This window comes from Wenjunlia tyrosinilytica (genome assembly GCF_014646055.1).
GTDB lineage: Bacteria > Actinomycetota > Actinomycetes > Streptomycetales > Streptomycetaceae > Wenjunlia > Wenjunlia tyrosinilytica.
Genome location: NZ_BMMS01000004.1, coordinates 197,240 through 222,851 on the forward strand (window position 1 = coordinate 197,240; position 25,612 = coordinate 222,851).

Below are 25,612 nucleotides of genomic sequence, written 5' to 3' on the forward strand. Positions count from 1 at the left end.
GTCAACGCGGTTGGAAGGACTTCTCCGTGGTCTCGAAGTACCGGCGCCCCTCGGCCTCGTCGGCCACGGGCGACGAGACCCACAGGTCGTACATCCGCCCGTTCTCGATCCAGCTCATGTCCAGGGTGTGCCGCTCGCCCTCGCCGAAGCCCTTCCAGCGGAACTCCCACAGCACGGCGGGATGGCCGTGGTGGACGGTCTCCGTCAGGGTGCCGTCGCGGTAGCCGGGGTAGGCGGCGGGGGCCTTGTCGATCTGCCGCTGCATGACGCCGAGGGCGCCTCCGGGACCGGGGTCCTGCTGGGGGCGGATGCCGAGGCGGAACGTCTTCGCCGCCGAGTAGTAGAAGACCCGGTCGCCCTCGGCGCTGCGCCGCCAGCCGCGGGGGACGGCCAGGGAGAAGCCGGCCGGGTCCTCGGCCCGCGCGAAGTCCGCCGGAAGCCGCCCGGGGCGGGCCGCGGAGCCGGACGGGGACCTCGGTCCCGGCAGAGCGGGAAGCCCGCTGGCCACCCGGTCCGGAGTGGTCCTCGGGGTGTGGGCGGAGACGTCGGGCTCGGCGCCGGAGGTGAACGCGACCACGGCCGCCGTCCCCGTGGCCGCCACCGCCGCCGCGGTCAGGGCGATGAGGGCCCGGCGGCGCGGCCGGCGCTCGGTGGTGGGAGCGGGGGTGGTGGGAGCGGGGGTGGTGGTGGGCACGGTCGGCCCGGCGTCCGCGGGGGCCGCCGGGGTCGCGGCGGCGGGGACGTCCGCCGGCCTCGAGGCGCCCCCGGGTGCGTCCATACGGCCCGTGGCCAGGTAGTCCCGCAGGAGCCCCTGCGCCCGCGCCGGGGACAGCCGGTCGGTGGGATCACGCCGTAGAAGCCCGCGGATGACGGGCGCCAGGGGCTCGGCCTCGGGAGGCAGCACCGGCTCCTCGTACATCACCGCGTGCAGCACCGCGCTCATCGAGGTGCGGTGGAACAGCGACTTGCCCGCCAGCACCGCGGTCATCAGCACACCCAGCGACCACAGGTCGGACTCCGGTCCCGCCCGGCGGCCCTCCACCCGTTCGGGGGCCGCGTACTCCGGCGAGCCGACGAACTCCCCCTCGGTGGTGAGCGTGGAGCTTCCGTGGAGCTGGGCGATGCCGAAGTCGGTGAGCACCACGCGCCGCTCGGGCCCGTTCTCCACGAGGACGTTGGCGGGCTTGACGTCACGGTGGAGCACGCCCATCGCATGGGCCGCGCCGAGGGCTTCGAGCAGCGCCAGGGCGATCCTGGCCGTCTCACCGGGAGTCAGCGGTCCGCGGCCGGCGAGGTGCCCGGCGAGGGAGTCCCCGTCGACCAGTTCCATGACGATCCAGGGGCGGTCGTCCTGCTCGATGACGTCGTGGGGGACGATGACGCCGGGGTGCTTGACCTTGGCGGCCGAACGGGCCTCACGCAGCGTGCGTTCGCGGTACCGGAGGCGTTCCTGCTCGGGCAGGCCGTCGGGCAGGTCGACCTCCTTGACGGCGACGTCCCGGCCGAGCAGCTCGTCGTGCGCCCGCCAGACGGTGCCCATGCCGCCGCGCCCGAGCCGGGCCGTGAGCCGGTAACGGCCGGCGATCAGCTCTCCCCCATCGATGCTCACGCGCCCATGATGCCGCAGGCGGGACACGGCCGGATCACAGACCTGGGGCCTGAATGGTGGAGAGGAACCACAGCGCGGCGGTGTACCGCGTCACGGCGATGGCGGTGACGAGCACTTCGCCCCCACGGGCAGCGCCCAGCAGGTGAGGCGGCGGCCGAGGATCCATCGCCGGGGGACCCACCGGGGAGCCCTGGAGGCGGCAGCGCGGGCGACGGACCGGCGGGAGCCACCGGCGGGCGCTCACTCGCCGTACTTGTAGGTCTCCGCCGCCTTCTCGAAGTACCGGGAGATGTCGGAGCGGTCCCGGTCGGGGCCGTAGACGAAGACCACGTGGTACTTGCCGTCCTGGAGCATCGCCAGATTGCGGCCGTAGTAGTCGCGGTTGCCCTTGCGCCAGCTGAACTCGCCCTCGACCGCCGGGTTCCCGTTGAGCGTCAGCCTGGTGAGCCCGGCCGCCGCCGACCAGTCCGCCTTGCGGTAGACCCGCAACTCCGGCTCGCTGCCCACCTGGTAGTCCGCCACGTCGTTGCCGTAGCGCTCGGCGGTGTCCCGGCCGGGGACGACGATCATCTCGACGTCGTCGCCGTCGTCGAACCACACCTGCCCATTGCCCGTCGCCCCCTTGACCTCCATGTCCCGGTGGAGCGCGAGCTGGAAGCCCGAGGGGTCCTTGTGGATGCCGAAGTCCGTGCTCAGGTCGGGCGGGGGCGCGGCGGGCGCGCTGCTGGCCGAGCCGGCCGGGCCCGTGCCCCCCTGGCCGCTCGAGCCGTCCTCGGCCGCCCCGTTCCTGCCGGGCAGCACGAGCGCGGCGATCACCAGCACGGCCACCACCAGCAGGACCACGAGGCCCACGAGGAGAAGGCCGAGCCGCCGGGGGCCGGAGCGCTTGCGCTTGCCCCGGGCGTGCTTGCCGTGGGCCACCAGCGCCTTGCTGTTGCGGTGGCGTTTGGCGACCTCGCCGCGGCGCCGCACCTCCACGATCTTGTGCGCGTCGGCCGGGACGGAGACGGTCTCCCGGCCGAGGTCGGGCTCGGGCGCGGTACGGATCAGTGAGCGCAGCCAGCCGCGCACGTCCTCGGGGTCGGGGCGCTCCTGCGGGTTCTTGCGCAGCAGCGACTCGACGATGGGGCGCAGCGGCCCGCACTCCTCGGCGAACGCGGGCGGCTCGGTCCGGACGATCTCGGCCAGATCCACGGGGCTGTCCTCCGGAAAGGGAGGGTGCCCCTGAATGGCCCGGAACAGCAGAACGCCCAGTGCCCACATGTCGCTGGGCGGCCCGTCGGCGACCACTTCGGGGGCATAGCCGTTGACCCCCGGCAGCGGGCCCGCCTGCTCGGGCGCCCACCGCTCGGAGCGCGCGCCGATCACCCCCATCCGCGCCAGGCGCGCCCTTTCGGCGGCCGGGCCCTGGCGGACGCGGGGCGGCATGTCCTGGGGCGGCAGCGAGCCGTCCTCCTGCGGCCCGACGGCCGGCGGGGGCACGGGGTCATTGCCGACCAGCGCCTCCTCGGCGGCGGCGACGGCCATCCCCGTGAGCATGGCCCGGCCGTCGTCGCACAGCAGGACGGTGTCGGCGGTGACATTGCGGTGGGTCCACGCGCTCGTGTGCACGGCCCGCAGCGCCCCGAGGACATCGGCGCCGATCTCGGCCGCGCGGTAGGGCGAGAGGCGTTCCTCGGCCAGGATCGCGGACAGCGGCTGCGCCATCACCCATTCGGTGACGACCCACAGGCTCCCGCCGTCGAGGAAGACGTCGTACACCTGGACCAGGGCGGGGTGGTCCGGTATTCGGGCGGCGGCCAGGGCGGCCCGCAGCGCCCGCTGCCCCGGGTCGTCCTCGGGGCCGAGCACATCCGGCGGTTCCTCGCCGGGCGGGGCGAACGCCACCTCGGCGCTGACCACTTCGGGCAGCGGCACCTGGTGGACCAGGACCTCCTGGCCGCTGTAGGTGTCGAACGCGGGGAGCTGCGAAGGCTCTTCGCCGACGGGCATGGCGGGCAGCCGGTACCGCTCGACGAGCACTCGCCCGGCATATTCGTCCACAGCACCTCCCCGACTGCCCGGTACAGCTTGCCACCGAACGCTTTGCGATCGGTACGCTCTGTGCAGGTTGGGGGGAGCTACTTGGCCGGTTCGAAGGATTCGAAGAACGTTTTGAGGGTTTTCTTGTTCTTCGCGCTGCCCCACTCGGCCTCGGGAGCGGTGAACATGATGGCGTAGGCGTGGCCGCTGTCGACCACGAACCCGCGGTTGAGGACGTGCATCCTCCTGCCGTTGGTGGTGCGGTTGAACTCCCAGTCGGCGGCGTCGTAGTCGCGGTACTTCACGGCGTGGACGGCGATCTCGCGGTAGCCGGGGATGGCGGGGTCGCGCGAGGCCCGCTGCCAGTCGCCCAGGGCGCTGGAGCCGGGGGTGTGGGTGAAGTCGACGAGGAGCTCGCGCCCGTCCTTGCCGCGGAACTTCGAGCCGTTGCCGTGGCCGTTGTCGCCGACGCGGCTCCAGCCGTTCGGCAGGGCGATGGAGAAGCCCTCGCCGTCCTTGTAGACGTGGAAGCCGCCCGGTGCGCCGCCGGACTGGTTCTGGCCCGAGGAGGACGTGCCGCCCTTGCCCTTGCCGTCCGCCGTTCCGGAGTCGTCCTTGGACCCCTTGCCCTTGCCGTCGGACGTGGTGGAGTCCTTCGAGGCCCGGGTGTCCTTGCCGCTGTCCTTGTCCGCCGCCTTCTTCTTCGGGTCGGCGGAGGGGCTCTGCGACTTGGCGCCACCGGCGCCCGCGGAGGAGGACGTGCCGCCCTTGCCCTTGCTGCCCTTGTCGCCGCCGCCCCAGGCCAGCGCGACGACCGTGATGACGGCCGCCACGGCCAGGACGGCGGCGGCGATGAGGATCAGGAGCCGCTTGCGCGGCACGGTCTCCAGCAGGGGCCTGCGCACCTGGGCGGCCGCAGGGGTCGACGAGGCGGTGGGCGGGGCCTGCGAAGGGGTGGTCGGCTGCGCGGCCGCACGCGATTCGGGCGAGCGGGATTCGGGCGAGCGGGATTCGGCCGGCCGGGCTGCGGCGCCCGGGACGCCCGAGTCCTCGGTGCGTGGCTTGGGCAGGGGAAGGGCGGCCGTGGCGTCGGGGACGGCCGGCTTGGGCGCGGGCTCGGGCTTGGGCTCCGGGGAATGCACGACGCGGCGCAGCATCCCGCGCACCTCGGGCTCCTCCAGCCGCTGCTGGGGGTCCTTGCGCAGCAGGCCGTAGATCGCCTCGGAGAGCGGGCCCGCGTTGACCGGGGTGTCGATCGGCTCGGTCATGACCGCGGTCAGCGTGGCGATCGCCGAGCCCTTGTCGTACGGCGGGTGGCCCTCGACGGCAGCGTAGAGCAGCGCGCCCAGGGACCACAGGTCGCTGGCCGGGCCCGGCTTGTGGCCCCTGGCCCGCTCCGGCGAGATGTACGAGGGGGCGCCCACGAGCATGCCGGTGGACGTCACCGAGGGGTCGCCGTCGATCTGGGCGATGCCGAAGTCGGTGAGCACGACCCTGCCGTCCTCGGCGATCAGCACATTGGACGGCTTCACATCGCGGTGCAGGATGCCCTCGCGGTGGGCGGCGCGCAGCACATCGAGGACCGCGAGACCGACCTCGGCGGCCCGACGGGGCGTCAGCGGCCCGTCCTCACGGATGACGTCGGACAGCGACCGGCTCTCGACCAGCTCCATGACGATCCACGGCCGGTCGTCCTCCTCGACCACGTCGAAGACCACGACGGCGCCGGTGCTGCGGATGCGGGCGGTCGCCTTCGCCTCGCGCAGCGTCCGCGTGATGAGGCGGCGCTTCTCGTCGTCGTCCACATTGCCGGGGAAGCGGAGCTCCTTGACGGCCACCGTCCGGCCGAGCGTCTCGTCGGATGCCCGCCACACGGTGCCCATGCCGCCGCGGCCGAGAACCTCGCCCAGCCGGTAGCGGTCCGCCAGGAGACGACCGGTGGTGCCCTGCGCCTGGGTCATCGACGTCCTTCTCTTATCGATCGATGTGATGCTGCGTGGGCCAGACTCCCGCACGGTCGTGGCCGCCCCTATCATCCCCTGACCGTCGGACACATTTGCGCGCGGCCCTGGATCCCGACCGACGGTCGCACCGATTGTCCGATACGAACCCGCGGTCCGTTTCCCTGCCTTCGAGCGGGCGGCGGCGCCCGACGCCTCAACTCCCTTGCATCTGTACCCAAAAGCGTCGCCCACCCACGCAACGGGCCGACTCAGCCGTCCAGCCGGAAGCTGTCCGCGGCCGTGCGGAAGTACTTCACGCACTCCCTCCACCGCGCGTCGGGGGCGGACAGGTAGATCGCGTAGCCCCGCTGGCCCTCGGCGGTGAATCCGAGGTCCTGGGCGTGCCACTTGCGCCGCGCGCCCTGCCAGGTGAACTCCCAGATGGCGGCGGGCCGCCCCTGGTACCTGGTCTCGTTCATGCGCAGGTTCTCGTAGCCGGGAGACTTCTTCTGGACGTCCGGCTCGATGGCGCGCCAGTGCTCGATGCTGCTGTCGCCCGCGAAGTCCAGGACGTTGAACTTCAGCCCCATCAGCTCGTCGGGGGAGAGGTAGTTCACCTCCTGGCCGGACGTCCTCTCCACCCGGTGCCAGGATTGCGGAACGGTGACGGAGAAGCCGAGCCGGTCGTGGACGCGCCGGAAACCCTCGGGGACAGCCGGCACGGGAGGCAGGGAGGGACTCGCCTCGGGCGTGTTCGACGAGTGTCCGCCGGAGGCCTGGTTCGCCGAGTCGTGGCGCTGGGACCACAGCGCGGCACCGCCGCCCGCGAGCACCGTGACCAGGAGCACGGCCGCCACCGTCACGGCGGGCGACCGGCCCCGGGTCCTGCCACGGCGAAGCCGGCCGGCGAGGACCGTCTGGGAACCGGTGTCGCCCTCACCGTGCGAGGGCGGGCCCTGCGGGGGATCGAGGTGGCGGCTCGTGGCGGCGGAGTCGTCCGGGGGAGAACCGGTGTGCTGGGAGAGCTGGGTGGCGTGGGGCCGCTGGGGTTCTTGCGGGTGGGGCAAGGGCACCGGGGCGGCCGGAGTGTCGGACAGGTGGCCCACGAGGACCGTGTCGACCGAGCCTGCGAGCTGCCGCTCCAACTGCTCGACCGTCATCCGCCGCTCCGGATCCTTCTCCAGGAGCGCCTTGATGAGCGGGGTCAGCACACCCGCCCGCCGCGGCGGCGGGAAGGGCTCGGCGGCGATGGCGTACGCCGTCTCGATCGGGGTGTCCCGGTGGAACGGCGCCTCGCCCTCCAGTGCCTGGTACAGCGTCGCACCCAGGGCCCACAGGTCCGAGGCGGTCCCCGGGCCCGCGCCCCTGATGCGCTCCGGTGAGAGGTAGTCGAAGGAACCGACCAGCTCCCCGGTCCTGGTCAGCGTCGACGACCCCGAGGCCACGGCGATGCCGAAGTCGGTGAGCACGACCCTGCCGTCCGGTCGGCCCTGTTCGTCCTCACCGGAGCCGCCGTGGGAGCTGTCGGTGCCCAGCAGCACATTGGCGGGCTTGACGTCCCGGTGCAGGACCCCGGCCCGGTGGGCGGCGCGCAGGGCGGCGGCCATGCCCCGGCCGATCCTCGCCGCCTCGCGCTGCGAGATGGGGCCGTCCTTCTTGAGCACGTCGCCGAGGGTGCGCGAGGGCACGTACTCCATGACGATGCACGGCAGGCCGTCGTCCTCCACGACGTCATGGACCACGACGACGTTGGGGTGGGTGATCCTGGCCGCGCTGCGGGCCTCCCGGCGGGTGCGCTCGTACAGGGTGCCGCGTTCCTCGTCCGACAGGTGGGGCGGGACATGGAGCTTCTTCACGGCGACGTGGCGGCCGAGGAGTTCGTCCTCGGCCCGCCACACCGTGCCCATGCCACCGCGGCCTATGCGTTCGACCAGCCGGTACCTTCCGGCCACGACCCGCTCATGATCGGACACCTGGACCCCTGTTTTCCCCGAGCACTTACCTCGCGCGCCGCCGTCTGTTACAGGGGAACGATATCCGGGGCACCGAGCCGCGCGGCGTCCGCGGTCTGGTCGTCGGGCTGGCGCTGCGACTCCCTTTCGGCCTCGACGCGCTTCTCGTAGTGCGCGACCTCGCGTTCGATCTGCGCCGTGTCCCAGCCCAGGACGGGCGCCATGAGCTCGGCGACCTCCCTGGCGCACCGGGTCCCGCGGTCGAATGTCTCGATCGAGATCCGCATCCGCCGGGTGAGCACGTCGTCCAGATGCCGCGCCCCCTCGTAGGCGGCGGCGTAGACGGCCTCGGCGCGCAGGTAGTCGTCGGCGCCGGTGAGGGCACGGCCGAGGGACGGGTCCTCGGAGATGAGGGCCAGCACTTCCTCGGTGAGCGCCCCGTACCGGTTGAGCAGGTGCTCCACCCGGGCGACATGCAGCCCGGACTCGGCGGCGATCCTGGCGCGGGCGTTCCACAGCGCCGGGTAGCCCTCCGCGCCGACCAGTTGGGTGGTCTCGGTGACGCAGGGGCCCACACGGCTGTCGAGGCCGTGCACGGCCGCGTCGACCGCGTCCTTGGCCATCACCCGGTAGGTCGTGTACTTGCCGCCCGCCACGACCACCAGGCCGGGGACGGGGTGGGCGACCGTGTGCTCGCGCGACAGCTTGCTCGTCGCGTCGGACTCGCCGGCCAGCAGCGGGCGCAGCCCCGCGTAGACGCCCTCCACGTCGTCGCGGGTCAGGGGCACGTTCAGCACCGAGTTCACATGCTGGAGGAGGTAGTCGATGTCGGCGCTGGATGCGGCCGGGTGCGCCTTGTCCAGGTCCCAGTCGGTGTCGGTCGTGCCGACGACCCAGTGGCGGCCCCAGGGGATCACGAACAGCACGCTCTTCTCGGTGCGCAGGATCAGCCCCGTGCTGGAGTGGATCCGGTCCTTCGGCACGACGAGGTGGATGCCCTTGGACGCGCGGACGTGGAACTGGCCGCGCTCGCCCACAAGGGCCTGTGTGTCGTCCGTCCACACCCCGGTGGCGTTGACCACCTGGCGGGCGCGGACCTCGAACTCGCCCCCCTGCTCCAGATCGTGCACCCGGGCACCGACGACACGCTCTCCCTCGCGCAGGAAGCCGACGACCCGAGCCCGGTTGGCCACATGCGCCCCGTAGGCGGTCGCGGTCCTGATCAGGGTGGTGACGTAGCGGGCGTCGTCCACCTGGGCGTCGTAGTACTGGATGGCGCCGACGAGGGCGTCCTTCCTCAGGGCGGGGGCGACCTGCAGGGCCTGGGTCCGCGTCAGATGGCGGTGGTGCGGCAGGCCCCGGCCGTGGCCGGAGGAGACGCTCATGGCGTCGTACAGCGCGACACCGGATCCGGCGTAGACACGCTCCCAGCCGTGGTGCTGGAGCGGGTACAGGAAGGGCACCGGCTTGACGAGGTGCGGGGCGAGCCGCTCCAGCAGCAGCCCGCGTTCCTTGAGCGCCTCCCTCACGAGGGCGAAGTCGAGCATCTCCAGGTAGCGCAGTCCGCCGTGGATGAGCTTGCTGGATCGGCTCGACGTCCCCGCCGCCCAGTCACGTGCCTCCACCAGCGCGGTGCTCAGGCCGCGCGTGGCCGCGTCGAGCGCGGTACCGGCTCCGACGATGCCTCCGCCCACGACCAGTACGTCCAGTTCGTGCTCCACCATCGCGGCGAGCGCGCTGCCGCGCTCGGCCGGCCCTAGGTTCGCGGTCCTCAACTCGGCCTCCCGGTCTCATGACGCTTTCCGACACTGCCGCTTCGGTTCACAGCCGCACCGATTCGATACTGCCCTGATTCCCTGGCGATGACGGATCCGACGAACACTTATGCCCGAATTACCCTCAATGCGGAATATCAGTTGTATTGATGCTTATTCTATCTATCCGGCACCCCTCCGCAGGAAGGACGCGCCCCATGCCTGCAGACCTCGTGGTCATCGGACTCAATTTCGCCGGACTCCCGCTCGCCCAGGCCGCCACCGCCGCCGGACTCGACGTCATCGGCTACGACACCGACGAGCTCGTCGTCGCCGGACTGAACTCGGGCCGCAGCCCCGTCGACGACCTCGCCGCCGCCGACATCCGCCGCATGCTCGCCTCCGGATTCCGCGCCACCGGCGATCCCGCCGCACTCGGCCGCGCACGGACCGTGGTCATCTGCGAGCCCACACCGCTCGCCGAGGACCGCACTCCCGACCTGACCGCCGTGCGCGCCGCCGCCCACGCAATCGCCTCCCAGATGCGCCCGCGCACCACGGTGATCCTGGAATCGACCGCATATCCCGGCACCACGGAGGAAATCCTCCGGCCCATCCTGGAGACCTCCGGACTCACCTGCGGACGCGACTTCCACCTCGCCGCCTCCCCCACCCGCGTCGACCCCGGAAACCGCGAATTCGGCATCGCCAACACCCCCAAGGTCGTCGGCGGCACCACCCCAGCGTGCACCGACGCCGCGGCGGCGTTCTACAACCGCCTCACCGACCGCGTCGTACGCGCCCGCGGCTGCCGCGAGGCCGAGACCGTGAAGCTGCTGGAGAGCAACTACCGGCATGTGAATGTCGCCCTCGCCAATGAGATGGCCGTCTTCTGCCACGACTTCGGCATCGACCTGTGGGACGTCATCCGCTGCGCCGAGACCAAGCCCTTCGGCTTCCAGGCGTTCCGCCCCGGCCCCGGCGTCGGCGGCTACTCCACCCCGCTGGACCCCAACTACCTGCCGCACCAGGGCCGCACCATCGGCTACCCCTTCCGCATGGCCGAGCTGGCCGGGGAGATCAACGACCGGATGCCCCGCTACGTGGTCCACCGCGCCTCGGCCCTCCTCAACGAGGACGGCAAGGCCGTACGCGGCGCCCGCATCCTCCTGCTCGGGGTGACCTACAAGGCGGACGTCGCCGACACCCGCCGCTCCCCCGCCCGGGCCGTCGCCGCCCGCCTGCTCGAACTCGGCGCCCAGCTGTGCTTCCACGACCCCTACGTCCAGCAGTGGAACGTCCTGGACCGCCCGGTGCCGCGCGCCTGCTCACTCTACGAGGCCGCCGCGGACGCCGACCTCACCCTCCTGCTGCAACCGCACCGCACATACGACCTCCAGGGGCTCGCGGTGAAGGCACAGCGGCTGCTCGACACCCAGGGCGCCACCCCGGCGGGGGCGGCGGACCGGCTGTAGACACGGACGGGCCGGGAGACGAACCGACCGACAGAGGGACCGGCCGAGCGACGGACCGATGAGAGACGGACCGGCTGCGCAGAGGGTCCGGCTGCGCAGACGGCCTGGTTGCGCAGACGGCCGTGCCCCCGTTCCCAGGGGCCCTGGGGGACGGGGGCGCGAGCCGTCGAACGGGCGCGGCTGTGCGGCTCAGGCCTTGAGGCGGCTCAGACCTTCAGGACCGGCGCGACGGTCACCTCGACGCGCTGGAACTCCTTCAGCTCCGAGTAGCCCGTCGTGGCCATGGCCCGGCGCAGGGCGCCGAAGAAGTTCATGGAGCCGTCCGGGGTGTGCGACGGGCCGAGCAGGACCTCCTCGGTGGTGCCGACCAGGCCGAGGTTCACCCGCTTGCCGCGTGGCAGCTCCTCGTGGACGGCCTCCATGCCCCAGTGGTGGCCGCGGCCGGGCGAGTCCGTGGCACGGGCCAGCGGGGAGCCCATCATGACGGCGTCGGCGCCGCACGCGACGGCCTTCGGCAGGTCGCCGCTGAAGCCGACACCGCCGTCGGCGATGACGTGCACGTAGCGGCCGCCGGACTCGTCCATGTAGTCCCGGCGGGCCGCCGCGACGTCGGCGACGGCGGTGGCCATCGGGACCTGGATGCCGAGAACATTGCGGGTGGTGTGGGCGGCACCGCCGCCGAAGCCCACGAGGACACCCGCGGCACCGGTGCGCATCAGATGCAGGGCGGCGGTGTAGGTGGCGCAGCCGCCGACGATCACGGGAACGTCGAGCTCGTAGATGAACTGCTTGAGGTTCAGCGGTTCGGCACGGCCCGAGACGTGCTCGGCGGAGACGGTGGTGCCGCGGATGACGAAGATGTCCACGCCCGCGTCCACGACCGCCTTGGAGAACTGGGCGGTGTGCTGCGGGGAGAGGGCCGCGGCGGTGACCACGCCGGCCTGGCGCACCTCCTTGATCCGCTGCCCGATCAGCTCCTCCTTGATCGGGGCAGCGTAGATCTCCTGGAGGCGGCGGGTCGCCTCGGCCTCGTCGGCCAGCTCGGCGATCTCGTCCAGCAGCGGCTGCGGGTCCTCGTAGCGGGTCCACAGGCCCTCGAGGTTCAGCACGCCGAGGCCGCCGAGGTTGCCGATCGCGATGGCGGTCGCGGGCGAGACCACGGAGTCCATGGGGGCGGCGAGGAAGGGCAGCTCGAAGCGGTAGGCGTCGATCTGCCAGGCGATGGAGACGTCCTTCGGGTCCCGGGTCCGGCGGCTCGGCACCACGGCGATGTCGTCGAACGCGTACGCCCGGCGTCCGCGCTTGCCCCGCCCGATCTCGATCTCGGTCACGTGTTGCTGCCCTTCTCGTGTTCTGCCTGGCGCGGGACCACAACGTGAGCCCGTGCCAGTATCGCCGAGACGCCCCCGAAGGAGCCGCCCCGTCTCACCCCGGCCCCTGCGGGACCGGCCCGCGCCTATCTGCTCGCGCTCCGCCTCGACTCCACTGCGGCCGGGCCCACACCCTCGTCCCTCGGGCGCACCCCCAGCCTCCGCTGCATCTCAGCTCGCCGCTCAGCCCCAACACTCGCGCTCCGCCTCGACTCCACTGCGGCCGGGCCCACACCCTCGTCCCTCGGGCGCACCCCCAGCCTCCGCTGCATCTCAGCTCGCCGCTCAGCCCCAACACTCGCGCTCCGCCTCGACTCCACTGCGGCCGGGCCCACACCCTCGTCCCTCGGGCGCACCCCCAGCCTCCGCTGCATCTCGGCTCGCCGCTCAGCCCCAACACTCGCGCTCCGCCTCGACTCCACTGCGGCCGGGCCCACACCCTCGTCCCTCGGGCACACCCCCAGCCTCCGCTGCATCTCAGCTCGCCGCTCAGCCCTCAGCGTCCGTGGTAGTTCGGCGCCTCGACCGTCATCTGGATGTCGTGGGGGTGGCTCTCCTTGAGGCCGGCGGCGGTGATCCGCACGAAGCGGCCCTTCTCCTTCAGCTCCGGAACGGTCGCCGAGCCGACGTAGCCCATGGAGGCACGCAGGCCGCCGATGAGCTGGTGGGCGACGGAGGCCAGCGGGCCGCGGTAGGGCACCTGGCCCTCGATGCCCTCGGGCACGAGCTTGTCCTCGGACAGGACGTCGTCCTGGAAGTAGCGGTCCTTGGAGAACGACCGCGCCTGGCCGCGCGACTGCATGGCCCCGAGCGAGCCCATGCCGCGGTAGGACTTGAACTGCTTGCCGTTGATGAAGATCAGGTCGCCGGGGCTCTCGGCGCAGCCGGCGAGCAGGCTGCCCAGCATCACGGTGTCCGCGCCGGCCGCGATGGCCTTGGCGATGTCGCCGGAGTACTGCAGGCCGCCGTCGCCGATGAGCGGGACACCGGCCGGGCCCGCCGCCCGCGAGGCCTCGTAGATCGCCGTGACCTGGGGGGCTCCGACACCGGCCACCACCCGGGTGGTGCAGATGGAGCCGGGGCCGACACCGACCTTGATGCCGTCGGCGCCCGCGTCGATCAGCGCCTGGGCGCCGTCACGGGTGGCCACGTTGCCGCCGATGACGTCGACCTTCAGATTGGCCTTGAGCTTGGAGATCATCTCCAGGATGCCCCGGCTGTGGCCGTGGGCGCTGTCCACGACCAGGAAGTCGGCGCCCGCCTCGACCAGGGCCTGCGCGCGGGTGTAGGCCTCGTCGCCGACACCGACCGCGGCGCCGACCACGAGCCGCCCGTCGGCGTCCTTCGTGGCGTTCGGGTACTGCTCGGTCTTGACGAAGTCCTTGACGGTGATCAGGCCGCGCAGCTTGCTCTCGCCGTCCACCAGCGGAAGCTTCTCGATCTTGTGCTTGTGCAGCAGGTCCATCGCCTCGGCGCCGGAGATGCCGACCGTCCCGGTCACCAGCGGCATCGGCGTCATGACCTCGCGCACCTTGCGGCGGCGGTCCGCCTCGAACGCCATGTCGCGGTTGGTGACGATACCCAGCAGACGCCCGGAGGGGTCGGTCACCGGCACTCCGCTGATCCGGAAGCGGGCACAGAGCGCGTCCGCCTCGGCGAGCGTCTCGTCCGGGCCGATCGTGATGGGGTTGGTGACCATGCCGGCCTCGGACCGCTTGACCATGTCGACCTGCCCGGCCTGGGCCTCGATCGACAGATTGCGGTGGAGCACGCCGACGCCGCCCTGGCGGGCCATGGCGATGGCCATCCGGCCCTCGGTGACGGTGTCCATGGCCGAGGAGAGCAGGGGGATGTTCACCCTGATGTTCCGCGAGATCCGGGATGCGGTGTCGACCTCGTTGGGCACCACGTCGGAGGCGCCGGGAAGCAGCAGCACATCGTCGTAGGTGAGCCCCAGCATCGCGAACTTCTCCGGTACGCCGTCGGCGTTGACAGTCATGACACCTACCCCAGCTCTGAAACCACTCTTGCCCGGCCCGAGCCTTAATGCTAACGGGGCTCGGCACCCTCCCGGGCCGCCCCGGCAAAAGCGAACAAAAGCCCGGAATCCGGCGCAGGAGCACGGAGGTCGGAGGTCGGAGGTCGGAGGTCGAGGGTCGGGCAGTGGTCTCGCCCCAGGAGTCACGGCCGGCGCTTCACGCGCTGAGGTGCTGCGCCTGATCCGTCTCCTCGGCGAGCGCCCGCAGTCGGCTGAGCGCGCGGTGCTGGGCCACCCGTACGGCGCCGGGGGACATCCCCAGCACCTGGCCGGTCTCCTCCGCCGTCAGCCCGACCGCCACCCTCAGCAGGATCAGCTCGCGCTGGTGCTCCGGCAGGCAGGCCAGGAGTTCCTTGGCCCAGGCCGCCTCACTGCTGAGCAGCGCGCGCTCCTCGGGACCGAGGGCCTCGTCCGGCTTCTCCGGCAGGTCGTCCGCCGGGACCGCCGTGCTGCCCGGGCCGCGCATCGCGGCCCGCTGCAGATCGGCGACCTTGTGCGACGCGATGGCGAAGACGAACGCCTCGAAGGGCCTTCCCTGGTCGCGGTAGCGCGGGAGGGCGCACAGCACCGCCAGGCACACTTCCTGCGCCAGATCGTCCACGAAGTGGCGTGCGTCGCCCGGCAACCGGGACAGCCGCGTCCGGCAGTAGCGCAGAGCCAACGGGTGCACATGGGCGAGCAGGTCGTGCGTGGCCCGCTCGTCGCCCTCGGCCGCGAGACGCACGAGGGCACCAATGGCCTGAGCCGGGGTCTCGTCGTCGCGCATCGGTCCATGGTGCCTGGCGGCTCCGCGATCCGCGGCACCGCGTCCGTACTTGTGCACCGAAGCGTTATGAGACTGAGCTGCCTGTGCCGCGGTCATCTCACGCCCCGAAATCCGGTCCCCGTCCACGCCCATGCCTCAAGCATGCGTCCTCCGAGCGGAAACCGTGAGCATCGGCGGGACATCGCCGCCGCCCGAGGCGGCGGCGGCGACCTTCCCTCCGCACCCGGAACCGGGTCGGAGGGCCCCAGGGGGACCGGACACGGCCTAGCGGACCAGGCCCCAACGGAAGCCGAGCGCCACCGCGTGCGCGCGGTCCGAGGCGCCCAGCTTCTTGAACAGCCGCCGTGCGTGCGTCTTCACCGTGTCCTCGGAGAGGAAGAGCTCGCGGCCGATCTCGGCGTTGCTTCGGCCATGGCTCATTCCTTCGAGAACCTGGATCTCGCGGGCGGTCAGCGTGGGCGCCGCGCCCATCTCGGCCGAGCGCAGTCTCCTGGGAGCGAGCCGCCAGGTCGGATCGGCGAGCGCCTGGGTCACGGTGGCCCGCAGCTCGGCGCGCGAGGCGTCCTTGTGCAGGTAACCGCGGGCACCGGCGGCCACCGCCAGCGCGACCCCGTCCAGGTCCTCGGCGACGGTCAGCATGATGATGCGGGCACCGGGGTCGGCCGAGAGAAGGCGGCGGACCGTCTCGACTCCGCCGAGTCCGGGCATTCGGACGTCCATCAGAATCAGATCGGAGCGGTCGGCTCCCCAGCGGCGGAGGACTTCCTCGCCGTTGGTGGCAGTCGTCACCCTCTCGACGCCGGGCACGGTGGCGACCGCGCGGCGGAGTGCTTCTCGGGCAAGCGGGGAGTCGTCGCAGACGAGGACGGATGTCATGGCCGTCCTCCGCAGATCCGCGTCACGTTGGGCCTCCAGGCTGGTACGAATCGTGATCGATGCGGTCGGTGGCGTCCGGCACCCGATGGATGCCCGGCGCCCGATAACCGCCTCCGCACTCCTAACGACGGTCACTCGAAAGAGTTACGGAGTTTGGCAGCCGTCGCCAATACTCTACGTGATCGACCAGCTACGGATCAGTAGCACCGCGCCGATCGAACCTGCGCGCCGCGCCCGGGGCTGATCCGGGAGGGGTCGACCGGCTCGCCGCTGACCCAACGAGTACACCCGCTTGCAGGACACGCCCTGGACCCTCATGTCGCGGACACCCGGGATGGATGTCATATTTTGCACTGTTTGGACCCATTTTTGGGCTAACGCAGGGCTTGGTGGGTACATCCGCGAAGAGTCATATTTCCAGCTACTTTGACAGTAGTCATAACGACTCCCCTGCAATGACCGGTCACTCGCCTCCCAAGGGGATGAGCAATGGCAGATTTCTCCCGTCTTCCCGGTCCCAACGCGGACCTGTGGGACTGGCAGCTTCTGGCCGCGTGCCGCGGTGTGGACAGCGCGCTCTTCTTCCACCCCGAGGGCGAGCGCGGCGCCGCGCGCAGTGCCCGTGAGGCGGCGGCCAAGGAGGTCTGCATGCGGTGCCCGGTCCGAGCGCAGTGCGCGGCGCACGCGCTGGCCGTCCGAGAGCCCTACGGTGTGTGGGGCGGGCTCACGGAGGACGAGCGCGAGGAGCTTCAGGGCAGGGCCCGGCACCGGCTGATCAGCACGAGGCAGTAGGAGGAGGCGGGGAGTCTCGACGGAAACGTTTCTTCTGGCGTGCGAACCACTGGGCGCAAGGGCCGGTGGGTGGAAGACCACCGGGTGGAGAGGCCACTGGGTGCAGGGGCCACCGGATGGAAATCGAATGGCCGCAGTCACCCGTTCGGCCTACCGTTCGACCATGGCGCTTCTTCTCTCCGTGAACATCGGCCACCCCCGTCCGAACCCGTGGAAGAAGACCCTGACCACGGGCATCGACAAACGCCCGGTCGAGGGCCCGGTGGCGGTGGGCGCCCCCGGGCCCAGAGGTACGGGCGCGGTGGGGCTCGCCGGCGACCGCGTCCACGACGTGGAGCACCACGGCGGCGACGACCAGGCGGTCTACGCGTACGCGCGCGAGGACCTCGACGACTGGGCCCGCGAGCTGGACCGGGCGCTGCCGGGCGGCGTGTTCGGCGAGAACCTCACGACGACGGGCCTCGACGTCAACGGCGCTCTGGTGGGCGAGCGCTGGCGGATCGGCGCGGATGTGCTGCTGGAGGTGTCGGCCCCGCGGATCCCCTGCGGGACGTTCCGCGGCTGGATGGACGAGACCGGCTGGGCCAAGCGCTTCACCGACCGCGCTCTGCCCGGCGCCTATCTGCGGGTCGTCGAACCGGGTGAGATCGCGGCCGGCGACGAGATCACCGTGGTGGAGCGGCCGGACCACGGCGTGACCATCGCGCTGACATTCCGCGCGCTGATGGGCGAGCGGGACCTCCTCCCGGAGCTGCTGAAGGCGGACGCACTCCCCGAGGGAACCAAGGCGGGGATCAGACGGAAGCTGGGCTGAGGCCCCGAAAGGGCGGCGCCGATCCCGCCCGGCCGATCCCGGCCGACGCCGCCGAGCGGCGCCCGGGAGGCCCCGGACACACGACGCCTGGACACACGCGAGAGGCCCGGCTCCCCTGCGGCGAGGGGAGCCGGGCCTCCTGCGGCTGTACGGCCGCGACGACCCGGGGCGACCTGGACGGCCGCCGGGGGTCAGTGCGAGTGGCCGTGGCCGTGACCGTGACCGGCGTCGCCCTCGTCCTCGGCCGGCTTCTCGACCACCAGGGTCTCGGTGGTCAGGAGCAGCGACGCGATGGACGCGGCGTTCTCCAGCGCGGAGCGGGTGACCTTGACGGGGTCGATGACGCCGGCCTTGATCAGGTCGCCGTACTCACCGGTGGCCGCGTTGAAGCCCTGGCCCGGCTCGAGCTCGGCCACCTTGGAGGTGATGACGTAGCCCTCGAGGCCCGCGTTCTCGGCGATCCAGCGCAGGGGCTCGACCGCGGCGCGGCGCACGACCGCGACACCGGTGGCCTCGTCGCCCTCCTTGCCCAGGCCGTCGGCCAGGATCTTGGAGGCGTGGACCAGAGAGGACCCACCACCGGCGACGATGCCCTCCTCGACCGCGGCGCGGGTCGCGGAGATGGCGTCCTCCAGACGGTGCTTCTTCTCCTTGAGCTCCACCTCGGTGGCCGCACCCACACGGATGACGCACACGCCGCCGGCGAGCTTGGCGAGGCGCTCCTGGAGCTTCTCGCGGTCCCAGTCGGAGTCCGTGCCGGCGATCTCGGCCTTGATCTGGTTGATCCGGCCCGCGAGCTCGGCCTTGTCACCGGCACCGTCGACGATGGTGGTGTCGTCCTTGGTGACCGTGACGCGGCGCGCGGAGCCCAGCACGTCCAGACCGGACTGGTCGAGCTTGAGGCCGACCTCCTCGGCGATGACGGTCGCACCGGTGAGGGTGGCGATGTCGCCGAGCATGGCCTTGCGGCGGTCGCCGAAGCCGGGGGCCTTCACCGCGACGGCGTTGAAGGTGCCGCGGATCTTGTTGACGACCAGCGTGGACAGGGCCTCGCCCTCGACGTCCTCCGCGATGATCAGCAGCGGCTTGCTGCCACCGGCCTGGATGATCTTCTCCAGCAGCGGCAGCAGGTCCTGGATCGAGGAGATCTTGCCCTGGTGGACCAGGATGTACGGGTCGTCGAGGACGGCCTCCATACGCTCCTGGTCGGTGACGAAGTAGGGCGACAGGTAGCCCTTGTCGAAGGACATGCCCTCGGTGAACTCGAGCTCGAGGCCGAAGGTGTTGGACTCCTCGACGGTGATGACACCGTCCTTGCCGACCTTGTCCATCGCCTCGGCGATGAGTTCGCCGACCTGCTTGTCCTGGGCGGACAGGGCGGCGACGGCGGCGATGTCCTCCTTGCCCTCGAGCGGGCGGGCGCTCTCGAGCAGTGCCGAGGAGACGGCAGCGACGGCGGCGTCGATGCCCTTCTTCAGGGCGGCCGGGGAGGCACCGGCGGCCACGTTGCGCAGGCCCTCGCGGACCAGCGCCTGGGCGAGCACCGTGGCGGTGGTGGTTCCGTCACCGGCGATGTCGTTGGTCTTGGTGGCCACCTCCTTGACGAGCTGGGCACCCAGGTTCTCGTACGGGTCCTCGACCTCCACCTCACGGGCGATGGTGACACCGTCGTTGGTGATGGTCGGCGCGCCGAACTTCTTGTCGATGACGACATTGCGGCCCTTGGGGCCGATCGTCACCTTCACGGTGTCGGCAAGCTTGTTGACGCCGCGCTCAAGCGCGCGACGGGCGTCCTCGTCGAACTTCAGGATCTTCGCCATGACTGGTCTTCTTCGTCCTCTCGGGCGCTAACTGTCGCCCGCGTGCGTCCGCCCCGGGCCCCGTCAGGCTGACTCGGGCTCCGGGGCGGTTGCGGCAGGCTGTTGCAACAGGCTGCGGGTTGACTACTTCTCGACGATCGCGAGGACGTCGCGAGCCGAGAGGACGAGGTACTCCTCGCCGTGGTACTTCACCTCGGTGCCGCCGTACTTGCTGTACAGGACAACGTCGCCGACGGAAACGTCGAGCGGCAGGCGGTTGCCGTCCTCGAACCGGCCCGGACCGACAGCCAGGACGACGCCCTCCTGGGGCTTCTCCTTGGCCGTGTCCGGAATGACCAGGCCCGAGGCCGTGGTCTGCTCGGCGTCGAGCGGCTGGACCACGATGCGGTCCTCGAGCGGCTTGATGGCAACCTTGGTGCTGGCGGTCGTCACGATCCGACCTCCCCCTTCGGAGATCTCACGGGAGTGTGTCTGTGGTGGCGACCTGGTAGGCCCGTCGTCGCGGGTGCCGGACCTGCCCCGTCGCTTGTTGGTGCTGGCACCCTCGGGGTGAGAGTGCCAATGCTGACACTAGGCCGGTCGTTAGCACTCAGTCAACTAGAGTGCCAATGTCGTGGCGATCACGAGCCAATTGCAGCTAGTCGTACAGCGGTGCTACAGGTAGTCCTCGAGCCTGCCGACGGCGAATCCCTGCTCGGCGATGGCGCCCAGGACCACGCGGGCCATGTCGTTCATCGTCCCGTCCCACTCGGCCGGGCCCCGGAAATGGGTGAGGATGATGTCACCCGGACGCAGCCGTCGGTTCTCCTCCTGCCAGTCGATGCGGTCCGCCCACGCCTCCAGCCCCCACATCACGACGACCTCGATGCCGCAGGCCTTGGCGGCGCGCAGCGTCTTGCGGTCGAAGTTGCCGTAGGGCGGGCGGAACAGGCGCGGGGTGACTCCGAGTTCGCGCCGGAGGTTCTCCTGCTGGCGGCAGATCTCCTGGCGCTGCCTGCGGTAGGAGAGCTCCTCCAGGTCGGGGTGCGTGATGGTGTGGTTGTGGACTCCGTCACCGAGTCGCTGAAGGCGGCGGAAGTAGCCGTAGTCGTTCTTGGCCTCGTCGTGGGTGAGGAAGGCACTGACCGGCACCTGGAGGTCGCGCAGCAGGGACAGGAACTTCCGGTCCTTCTCGGTCCCGTCGTCGATGGTCAGGAAGACGACTCTGTCCTTGGTCCCGACGCGCCCGACCACCGGGGGCAGCCCCGGGCCGCCGGCCTTGCCCGCGATGTTCTCGACGGCGGGCTTCACGGCGGGCGGGAAGGGGGCGAGCCGGACGGGCCTGTCCAGGCCCCAGTGGCGGAACGCGGTGAGGCGCCGGGCGTAGGCCGACAGGGTGAGCGTGCGCTCCCTCGACGCCGCGGACGGCGGGGGGCCGTGGGGCGCCGCCTGGGGAGCGGCCGCCGCGTTCGGGCCGAGCGGGGCGGAGGGCGCCGAGACGTCCGAGTGGCCCGAGGTGAGGAACGCCGGTGTGGCCAGGTGCGGGCCGGCCGGCACCGGGGGCCGCGCGGGCGCGGCGCCGTCGTCGGGCGGGGCGGGCGGAGGGGCCGCCGCCGACAGCCGGATCATCCCCTCCGGCACGGACGCGGCGGAGGCGGCCGTCCGGGAGTCGCGGGAGCGCTGGACACCGGCCAGTTGCAGCGAGGCGCACGTCGCGGCGAGCGCGACGGCGACGGCGAGTGATCTCCGAGTTGTCCGCCAAGCACTACGTCCCGATTGTCGGATTAGATCCATAACGGGATGCTGCCTGCTCCCCCTTGCCCTCCCCGGACGGCGCCCCGATGTGTCCACCGCTAGGGCTAAGGCGCCCCCGGGGCGGGGCGGGCCCAGGGCGGGCGGGCCGCCCCGGCGGGGCGACCGGGCCCCTTCAGGAGGCGACCGCACGGCCGTCGGCAGGGCCATCGGGGCGCCTTCGGCACAATGGCGCGGTGGAAGAAGCGACGATCAGCGCGCTGCTGGCGGACGAAGGCCAGCGGCTTCTCTCCGAGCTGCGCGACTACGAGCAGGGGCGGGAGCTGGCGCTGGCCACGAGGCTGCGGCGCGACCATCCGCCGGAGCTGGTCTCGGCGGCGCTGGCGCAGGCCCGGCTGCGGCAGCGGGCGAAGGCGAAGTTCGGCGAGGAGGCCGAGCGGATGTACTTCACCCCCGACGGCGTCGAGCAGGCCACCAGGGCGTCGGTCGCGGTGTACCGGGCGGGCCGCTTCGCCGGGCTCGGGGTCCGGCGGCTGGCCGACCTGTGCTGCGGAATCGGCGGCGACGCGATCGGGCTGGCGCGGGCGGGTGTCGAGGTGCTGGCCGTGGACCGCTCCCCGGTGACCTGCGCGGTGGCGCGGGCGAACGCCGGGGCGCTCGGCCTCGCCGACCGGATCGAGGTGCGGTGCGCCGACGTCGCCGATGTGGACGTCTCGGGATTCGACGCCGTGTTCGTCGACCCGGCCCGGCGCGGCGCCAGGGGCCGCGTCTTCGACCCGGAGGCGTACTCGCCGCCGCTGTCCTGGGCGGTCGAGGCGGCCCGCGAGGCCCGGGTCGCCGCGCTGAAGGTCGCCCCGGGCATCCCCCACGAGGCGGTCCCCGAGGGCGCCGAGGCGGAGTGGGTCTCGGACCGGGGGGATGTGAAGGAGGCCGTGCTGTGGTTCGGCGCGGGCGACGGGGTACGGGCCACGCTCCTGCCGGACGGCCACACGCTCGCCGGGGCGGGCCTTCCCGACCCGCCGGTGGGTCCGGTGGACCGCTACCTGTACGAGCCGGACGGCGCGGTCATCCGCGCCCACCTGGTGGCGGAGGTCGCCCAACGGGTCCGCGGAACGCTGATCGACCCCACCATCGCGTATGTGACGGCGCCCGAACGGGTGGCGACGCCGTATGCCCAGGCGTACGAGATCACCGATGTGCTCCCGTTCAACCTCAAGCGGCTCAAGGCCCTGCTGCGGCAGCGGGCGGTGGGCACCGTGGTGATCAAGAAGCGCGGCTCGGCCGTGGAGCCGGAGGAGTTGCGCAGACGGCTGAAGCCGGAGGGGCCCAACTCGGTGACGGTCTTCCTCACCCGCGTCGCCGGGGCCCCGAGCATGCTGCTTGGGCACCCGGCGACGTGAGGGCCGGTACCGGGCCCGAGAGCCGCCACCGGCATCGGAGCCGGTGCCGACCGGGTGGGAGCCGGTGTCAGCGGCTGGCCGTCCTCTGCGAGGACGGGTCCGGGCTCGGAGCCCGGCGCTCGCGGGCCGGCTGGGCGGCGGAGTGGGCCTGAGCGGGCAGGTCGCCGTTGTGGTACGGGACGTAGGTGAACATCCGGCTGTTGGCGCTGATGGCCGTACCGGCGTCGTTGAGCGCGCCGGGCGGGACCGCGCCGTTGCCTCCGAACGCCGCCACGAAGTTCAGACCCGCCGCCTCACGGCGCGGGAAGGTCCTGTCGGCGCCGGACAGGGACGTGGCGCCGGTCCACAGCAGCGGGCCGTAGGTGGCCGTGGCCGAGGAGGCCGAGACGCCTGCGCGCCGGCTGCGGGTGCCGGCCGGCGCCGCCGCGCCGGGGGCGCCCCCCACCAGAACCTGGCGAGGGAGACAGCCGTCCCCTCATGGCTGCCACTGGTGATCGGGTAGTAGTACCCGCTCGAGGGCCAGTGCGGCAGCGAGGCTGGGGACTCGCCTCAGTCGGTGCGGACCGATGCGAAGCGCCAGCGGTGCGGGGGACGGGCCAGCAGATCGGCCGGGGGCTCGGGGAGTTCGGGCAGCGGCGCGTCGAAGTCCGCGTCCCACCAGGTAATGGCGAGCACGCGGTCCCCGGGGGCGGTGAACAGCTCCGAGCGCAGGGGCCGCTCGGGCAGTTCCTGGGCCCCCGCCCACTCCAGGAGGTCCGCGCCTCGGCCGTCGGCGGCACGGGCCTCCCACATCAGGGCGACGGTCATGAGTAGAGGTTCTCGCCGCTGAGCTCGTGCGCATGGTCGTGGCTGTGGCCGCCCGTGCCATGGGCGCGGCCCCCGTGGCCGGGCACGTGACCGGGGCCGCTTGGGCCGCTTCCACCGTGCGCGTGCGCGGGGTCCGGCACCGAGATCTCCGTCACCGGGAGGGAGGAGTCGGCGGGCAGGTCGAGCGCCGAGGGGGCACGGCCGCGGGCGACCATCTCCGCGCCGAGGGCGGCCACCATGGCCCCGTTGTCCGTGCAGAGCTTGGGCCGGGGCACCCGCAGGGTGATGCCCCTGTCCTCGCACCGCTGTGCGGCGAGGGCCCGCAGGCGGGAGTTGGCCGCCACCCCTCCGCCGATCATCAGATGGTCGACGCCGTTGTCCTTGCAGGCGCGGACGGCCTTGCGGGTCAGCACATCGACCACGGCCTCCTGGAACGACGCGGCGACATCCGCCACCGGCACATCCTCCCCCGCGCGCTGCCTGGCCTCGACCCAGCGGGCCACCGCGGTCTTCAGCCCCGAGAACGAGAAGTCGTAGAGGGGATCCCGTCCGCCGGTCAGGCCGCGGGGGAACGCGATGGCGGCGGGGTCGCCGTCGCGGGCCTGCCGGTCGATGGCCGGGCCGCCGGGGAAGCCGAGGCCCAGCACGCGGGCCACCTTGTCGAACGCCTCGCCCGCCGCGTCGTCGATCGTGGCCCCCAGCGGGCGCACGTCCGAGGTGATGTCGGGCGCGAGGAGCAGGGAGGAGTGGCCGCCGGAGACGAGCAGCGCCATCGTCGGTTCGGGCAGCGCGCCGTGCTCGAGCTGGTCCACGCAGATGTGGGAGGCGAGGTGGTTCACGCCGTAGAGCGGCTTGCCCAGCGCGTAGGCGTACGCCTTGGCGGCGGCGACGCCCACGAGCAGCGCTCCGGCGAGCCCGGGACCGGCGGTGACCGCCACCCCGTCGAGGTCCGACGCCTTGATCCCGGCGTCCTTCAGCGCCCGCTGGATGGTGGGCACCATCGCTTCGAGGTGGGCCCGGCTGGCGACCTCCGGCACGACCCCGCCGAAACGGGCGTGCTCGTCCACGCTGGAGGCGATGGCGTCCGCGAGCAGGGTGTGGCCGCGCACGATGCCCACGCCGGTCTCGTCGCAGGAGGTCTCGATGCCGAGGACCAGGGGTTCGTCAGCCATGAGTGGTTCCTTGTACGGGGCCTTGTACGGGGCCTTCTGCGGGGCCGTCGATGGGGCCGTGCGGGGGGCTCGCGGAGGGGTCGGTCAGGCGCATGACGAGGGCGTCGACGTTACCGGGCTGGTAGTAGCCGCGCCGGATGCCGACGGGCTCGAAGCCGAACCGCTCGTAGAGCCGCTGGGCCCGGGTGTTGTCGACGCGCACCTCGAGGAGCACGTCCGCGCACTCGAACGCGGTGGCCTGGCGGAGCAGGTCGGACAGCAGCCGGGCGCCGAGCCCGCTGCCCCACTGGTCGCGGGCGACGGCGATGGTCTGCACATCCCCCTCCCCGGCCACGGCCATCAGGCCCGCGTAGCCGACGAGCCTTCCGTCGAGCTCGGCGACGACGTAGTAGCGGGTGGCGCGGGGGTGCCGGGTCTCGGCGAGCTCGGACCAGAACATGCCCTTGGACCAGGCGTCCGCGGGGAACAGCTCGTGTTCGAGGTCCAGCACGGGCGCTATGTCCCACCAGCGCATCTCACGCAGGATCGCGCCGGACGGCTGGGCCGGGGCGGAGGAGGCGGACGGGGCGGTCACCGCGGCAGGACCGCCTTGTAGCCGGCCGGGACCTTGGCGTCGGGCCGGCGCAGGTAGAGCGGGCGCGGGGGCAGCAACTCCCCACCCGCCGCCAGCCGCACGGCGGCCAGGCGGGCGAGGGCGGCGGCCGACGGGTGCTCGGGGGCACCCTCGATCACCTCGGGGAACGTCTCGGGGTAGAGCAGGGCTCCTGCGCCGGCGGCGGGCAGTCCGGCGACCTGGTCGGCGATGTCGTCCGGCCGGTCCACGCAGGGCTCGCCGACCCGTGTCGTCGCGTTGTCGTAGCGCGCCCAGTAGACCTCTTTGCGGCGGGCGTCGGTGGCCACGGTGAACGGGCCCTCGCGGCCGGTGGCATGGGCGATCCCGTCGAGGCTGCACAGGCCGTGGACGGGCAGGCCGAGCGCGTCGCCGAACGACAGGGCGGTCACCAGTCCCACGCGCAGCCCCGTGTAGGGGCCGGGTCCGACCCCGACGACGAGGTCGGTCACCCGGTCGAGCCGGGTTCCCGCCTCGGCCAGCACCCGGTCGACGGCGGGCAGGAGCAGCTCGCCGTGGCGGCGCGCGTCCACCTCGGTCGATTCCGCGACGACGTCCTCCCCGTCGTGCAGGGCGGCGGTGACGGCGGGGGTGGAGGTGTCGAAAGCGAGCAGCAGCACGCCGACAAGCCTACGGCTCTCCGATGGCGGCGCTCACCGCT

General features: G+C 72.2%; 21 protein-coding genes. 4 read left to right on the forward strand and 17 right to left on the reverse strand.

The window, feature by feature from the left end:
• Position 1: 1 nt before the first annotated feature.
• The 5 genes from IEY86_RS06310 to IEY86_RS06330 all read right to left on the reverse strand — a co-directional run bounded on the left by IEY86_RS06310 (position 2) and on the right by IEY86_RS06330 (position 9,301).
• On the reverse strand, positions 2-1,609 hold the full coding sequence (locus IEY86_RS06310; RefSeq protein WP_229698190.1) for a serine/threonine-protein kinase: 1,608 nt from the start codon (positions 1,607-1,609) through the stop codon (positions 2-4).
• Between the two features lie 240 nt (positions 1,610-1,849).
• Positions 1,850-3,652: a serine/threonine kinase C-terminal domain-containing protein gene (locus tag IEY86_RS06315; protein WP_189130517.1), complete on the reverse strand. Its 1,803-nt coding sequence runs from the start codon at positions 3,650-3,652 to the stop codon at positions 1,850-1,852.
• Positions 3,653-3,729: 77 nt separating this feature from the next.
• Positions 3,730-5,592 (reverse strand): serine/threonine-protein kinase, encoded by a 1,863-nt coding sequence (locus tag IEY86_RS06320; protein ID WP_189130518.1) that lies wholly within the window; start codon positions 5,590-5,592, stop codon positions 3,730-3,732.
• Positions 5,593-5,843: 251 nt separating this feature from the next.
• Positions 5,844-7,547, reverse strand: a complete 1,704-nt coding sequence (locus IEY86_RS06325) for a serine/threonine-protein kinase (RefSeq protein WP_189130519.1) — start codon at positions 7,545-7,547, stop codon at positions 5,844-5,846.
• 47 nt (positions 7,548-7,594) lie between these two features.
• Positions 7,595-9,301 (reverse strand): glycerol-3-phosphate dehydrogenase/oxidase, encoded by a 1,707-nt coding sequence (locus tag IEY86_RS06330; protein ID WP_189130520.1) that lies wholly within the window; start codon positions 9,299-9,301, stop codon positions 7,595-7,597.
• Positions 9,302-9,498: 197 nt separating this feature from the next.
• Between IEY86_RS06330 and IEY86_RS06335 the strand changes: the two genes are divergently transcribed.
• Complete coding sequence (locus tag IEY86_RS06335) at positions 9,499-10,755, forward strand: nucleotide sugar dehydrogenase (RefSeq protein WP_189130521.1); 1,257 nt, start codon at positions 9,499-9,501, stop codon at positions 10,753-10,755.
• 206 nt (positions 10,756-10,961) lie between these two features.
• On the opposite strand, the gene IEY86_RS06340 is transcribed toward IEY86_RS06335, so the two are convergent.
• The 4 genes from IEY86_RS06340 to IEY86_RS06355 form a co-directional block, all read right to left on the reverse strand.
• Positions 10,962-12,086, reverse strand: a complete 1,125-nt coding sequence (locus IEY86_RS06340) for a GuaB3 family IMP dehydrogenase-related protein (protein ID WP_189130522.1) — start codon at positions 12,084-12,086, stop codon at positions 10,962-10,964.
• Positions 12,087-12,621: 535 nt separating this feature from the next.
• Positions 12,622-14,124, reverse strand: a complete 1,503-nt coding sequence (guaB, locus tag IEY86_RS06345) for an IMP dehydrogenase (protein WP_189130523.1) — start codon at positions 14,122-14,124, stop codon at positions 12,622-12,624.
• A gap of 196 nt (positions 14,125-14,320) precedes the next feature.
• Positions 14,321-14,929: a sigma-70 family RNA polymerase sigma factor gene (locus tag IEY86_RS06350; protein ID WP_308425102.1), complete on the reverse strand. Its 609-nt coding sequence runs from the start codon at positions 14,927-14,929 to the stop codon at positions 14,321-14,323.
• Positions 14,930-15,193: 264 nt separating this feature from the next.
• Positions 15,194-15,805: a response regulator transcription factor gene (locus IEY86_RS06355; RefSeq protein WP_018382498.1), complete on the reverse strand. Its 612-nt coding sequence runs from the start codon at positions 15,803-15,805 to the stop codon at positions 15,194-15,196.
• A gap of 489 nt (positions 15,806-16,294) precedes the next feature.
• On the opposite strand from IEY86_RS06355, the gene IEY86_RS06360 reads away from it, so the two are divergent.
• Both IEY86_RS06360 and IEY86_RS06365 read left to right on the forward strand, forming a co-directional pair.
• The gene (locus IEY86_RS06360; protein ID WP_189130524.1) at positions 16,295-16,597 is read left to right on the forward strand and encodes a WhiB family transcriptional regulator; all 303 of its coding nucleotides are present in this window, start codon (positions 16,295-16,297) and stop codon (positions 16,595-16,597) included.
• A gap of 163 nt (positions 16,598-16,760) precedes the next feature.
• Positions 16,761-17,411 (forward strand): MOSC domain-containing protein, encoded by a 651-nt coding sequence (locus IEY86_RS06365; protein ID WP_189130525.1) that lies wholly within the window; start codon positions 16,761-16,763, stop codon positions 17,409-17,411.
• 191 nt (positions 17,412-17,602) lie between these two features.
• Here IEY86_RS06365 and groL read toward each other — a convergent pair whose 3' ends face one another.
• The 3 genes from groL to IEY86_RS06380 all read right to left on the reverse strand — a co-directional run bounded on the left by groL (position 17,603) and on the right by IEY86_RS06380 (position 21,004).
• Positions 17,603-19,231, reverse strand: coding sequence for a chaperonin GroEL (gene groL, locus IEY86_RS06370; RefSeq protein ID WP_189130526.1), 1,629 nt, complete (start codon positions 19,229-19,231; stop codon positions 17,603-17,605).
• Between the two features lie 123 nt (positions 19,232-19,354).
• Positions 19,355-19,663 (reverse strand): co-chaperone GroES, encoded by a 309-nt coding sequence (groES, locus tag IEY86_RS06375; RefSeq protein WP_189130527.1) that lies wholly within the window; start codon positions 19,661-19,663, stop codon positions 19,355-19,357.
• Between the two features lie 222 nt (positions 19,664-19,885).
• Positions 19,886-21,004: a polysaccharide deacetylase family protein gene (locus IEY86_RS06380; protein WP_229698192.1), complete on the reverse strand. Its 1,119-nt coding sequence runs from the start codon at positions 21,002-21,004 to the stop codon at positions 19,886-19,888.
• A gap of 194 nt (positions 21,005-21,198) precedes the next feature.
• Between IEY86_RS06380 and IEY86_RS06385 the strand changes: the two genes are divergently transcribed.
• Positions 21,199-22,362 (forward strand): class I SAM-dependent methyltransferase, encoded by a 1,164-nt coding sequence (locus IEY86_RS06385; protein ID WP_229698193.1) that lies wholly within the window; start codon positions 21,199-21,201, stop codon positions 22,360-22,362.
• A 67-nt stretch (positions 22,363-22,429) separates the two neighbouring features.
• Here the strand turns inward: IEY86_RS06385 and IEY86_RS06390 are convergent, their stop codons facing one another.
• The 5 genes from IEY86_RS06390 to tsaB all read right to left on the reverse strand — a co-directional run bounded on the left by IEY86_RS06390 (position 22,430) and on the right by tsaB (position 25,571).
• On the reverse strand, positions 22,430-22,807 hold the full coding sequence (locus IEY86_RS06390) for a hypothetical protein (RefSeq protein WP_189130529.1): 378 nt from the start codon (positions 22,805-22,807) through the stop codon (positions 22,430-22,432).
• A 104-nt stretch (positions 22,808-22,911) separates the two neighbouring features.
• A complete protein-coding gene (locus IEY86_RS06395; RefSeq protein ID WP_189130530.1) occupies positions 22,912-23,169 on the reverse strand; it encodes a hypothetical protein in 258 nt (85 codons plus the stop codon).
• Positions 23,166-24,341 carry a tRNA (adenosine(37)-N6)-threonylcarbamoyltransferase complex transferase subunit TsaD gene (gene tsaD, locus IEY86_RS06400; RefSeq protein WP_189130531.1) on the reverse strand — a complete coding sequence of 392 codons (1,176 nt, stop codon included), beginning with the start codon at positions 24,339-24,341 and terminating at the stop codon, positions 23,166-23,168. The genes IEY86_RS06395 and tsaD overlap by 4 nt, the downstream gene beginning before the upstream one ends.
• On the reverse strand, positions 24,334-24,855 hold the full coding sequence (gene rimI / locus IEY86_RS06405; protein WP_189130634.1) for a ribosomal protein S18-alanine N-acetyltransferase: 522 nt from the start codon (positions 24,853-24,855) through the stop codon (positions 24,334-24,336). The genes tsaD and rimI overlap by 8 nt, the downstream gene beginning before the upstream one ends.
• Before the next feature lie 56 nt (positions 24,856-24,911).
• Positions 24,912-25,571 carry a tRNA (adenosine(37)-N6)-threonylcarbamoyltransferase complex dimerization subunit type 1 TsaB gene (gene tsaB / locus IEY86_RS06410; RefSeq protein ID WP_189130532.1) on the reverse strand — a complete coding sequence of 220 codons (660 nt, stop codon included), beginning with the start codon at positions 25,569-25,571 and terminating at the stop codon, positions 24,912-24,914.
• Positions 25,572-25,612: the final 41 nt, after the last annotated feature.

What these genes read in the sequence shown, in the direction of transcription:
- IEY86_RS06320 (WP_189130518.1), bottom strand. Translation starts at nt 5,592, where the DNA reads ATGACCCAGGCGCAGGGCACCACCGGTCGTCTCCTGGCGGACCGCTAC.
- IEY86_RS06335 (WP_189130521.1), top strand. Translation starts at nt 9,499, where the DNA reads ATGCCTGCAGACCTCGTGGTCATCGGACTCAATTTCGCCGGACTCCCG.
- guaB (WP_189130523.1), bottom strand. Translation starts at nt 14,124, where the DNA reads ATGACTGTCAACGCCGACGGCGTACCGGAGAAGTTCGCGATGCTGGGG.
- IEY86_RS06350 (WP_308425102.1), bottom strand. Translation starts at nt 14,929, where the DNA reads ATGCGCGACGACGAGACCCCGGCTCAGGCCATTGGTGCCCTCGTGCGT.
- IEY86_RS06355 (WP_018382498.1), bottom strand. Translation starts at nt 15,805, where the DNA reads ATGACATCCGTCCTCGTCTGCGACGACTCCCCGCTTGCCCGAGAAGCA.
- IEY86_RS06360 (WP_189130524.1), top strand. Translation starts at nt 16,295, where the DNA reads ATGGCAGATTTCTCCCGTCTTCCCGGTCCCAACGCGGACCTGTGGGAC.
- IEY86_RS06365 (WP_189130525.1), top strand. Translation starts at nt 16,761, where the DNA reads ATGGCGCTTCTTCTCTCCGTGAACATCGGCCACCCCCGTCCGAACCCG.
- groL (WP_189130526.1), bottom strand. Translation starts at nt 19,231, where the DNA reads ATGGCGAAGATCCTGAAGTTCGACGAGGACGCCCGTCGCGCGCTTGAG.
- IEY86_RS06380 (WP_229698192.1), bottom strand. Translation starts at nt 21,004, where the DNA reads ATGGATCTAATCCGACAATCGGGACGTAGTGCTTGGCGGACAACTCGG.
- IEY86_RS06395 (WP_189130530.1), bottom strand. Translation starts at nt 23,169, where the DNA reads ATGACCGTCGCCCTGATGTGGGAGGCCCGTGCCGCCGACGGCCGAGGC.
- tsaD (WP_189130531.1), bottom strand. Translation starts at nt 24,341, where the DNA reads ATGGCTGACGAACCCCTGGTCCTCGGCATCGAGACCTCCTGCGACGAG.
- rimI (WP_189130634.1), bottom strand. Translation starts at nt 24,855, where the DNA reads ATGCGCTGGTGGGACATAGCGCCCGTGCTGGACCTCGAACACGAGCTG.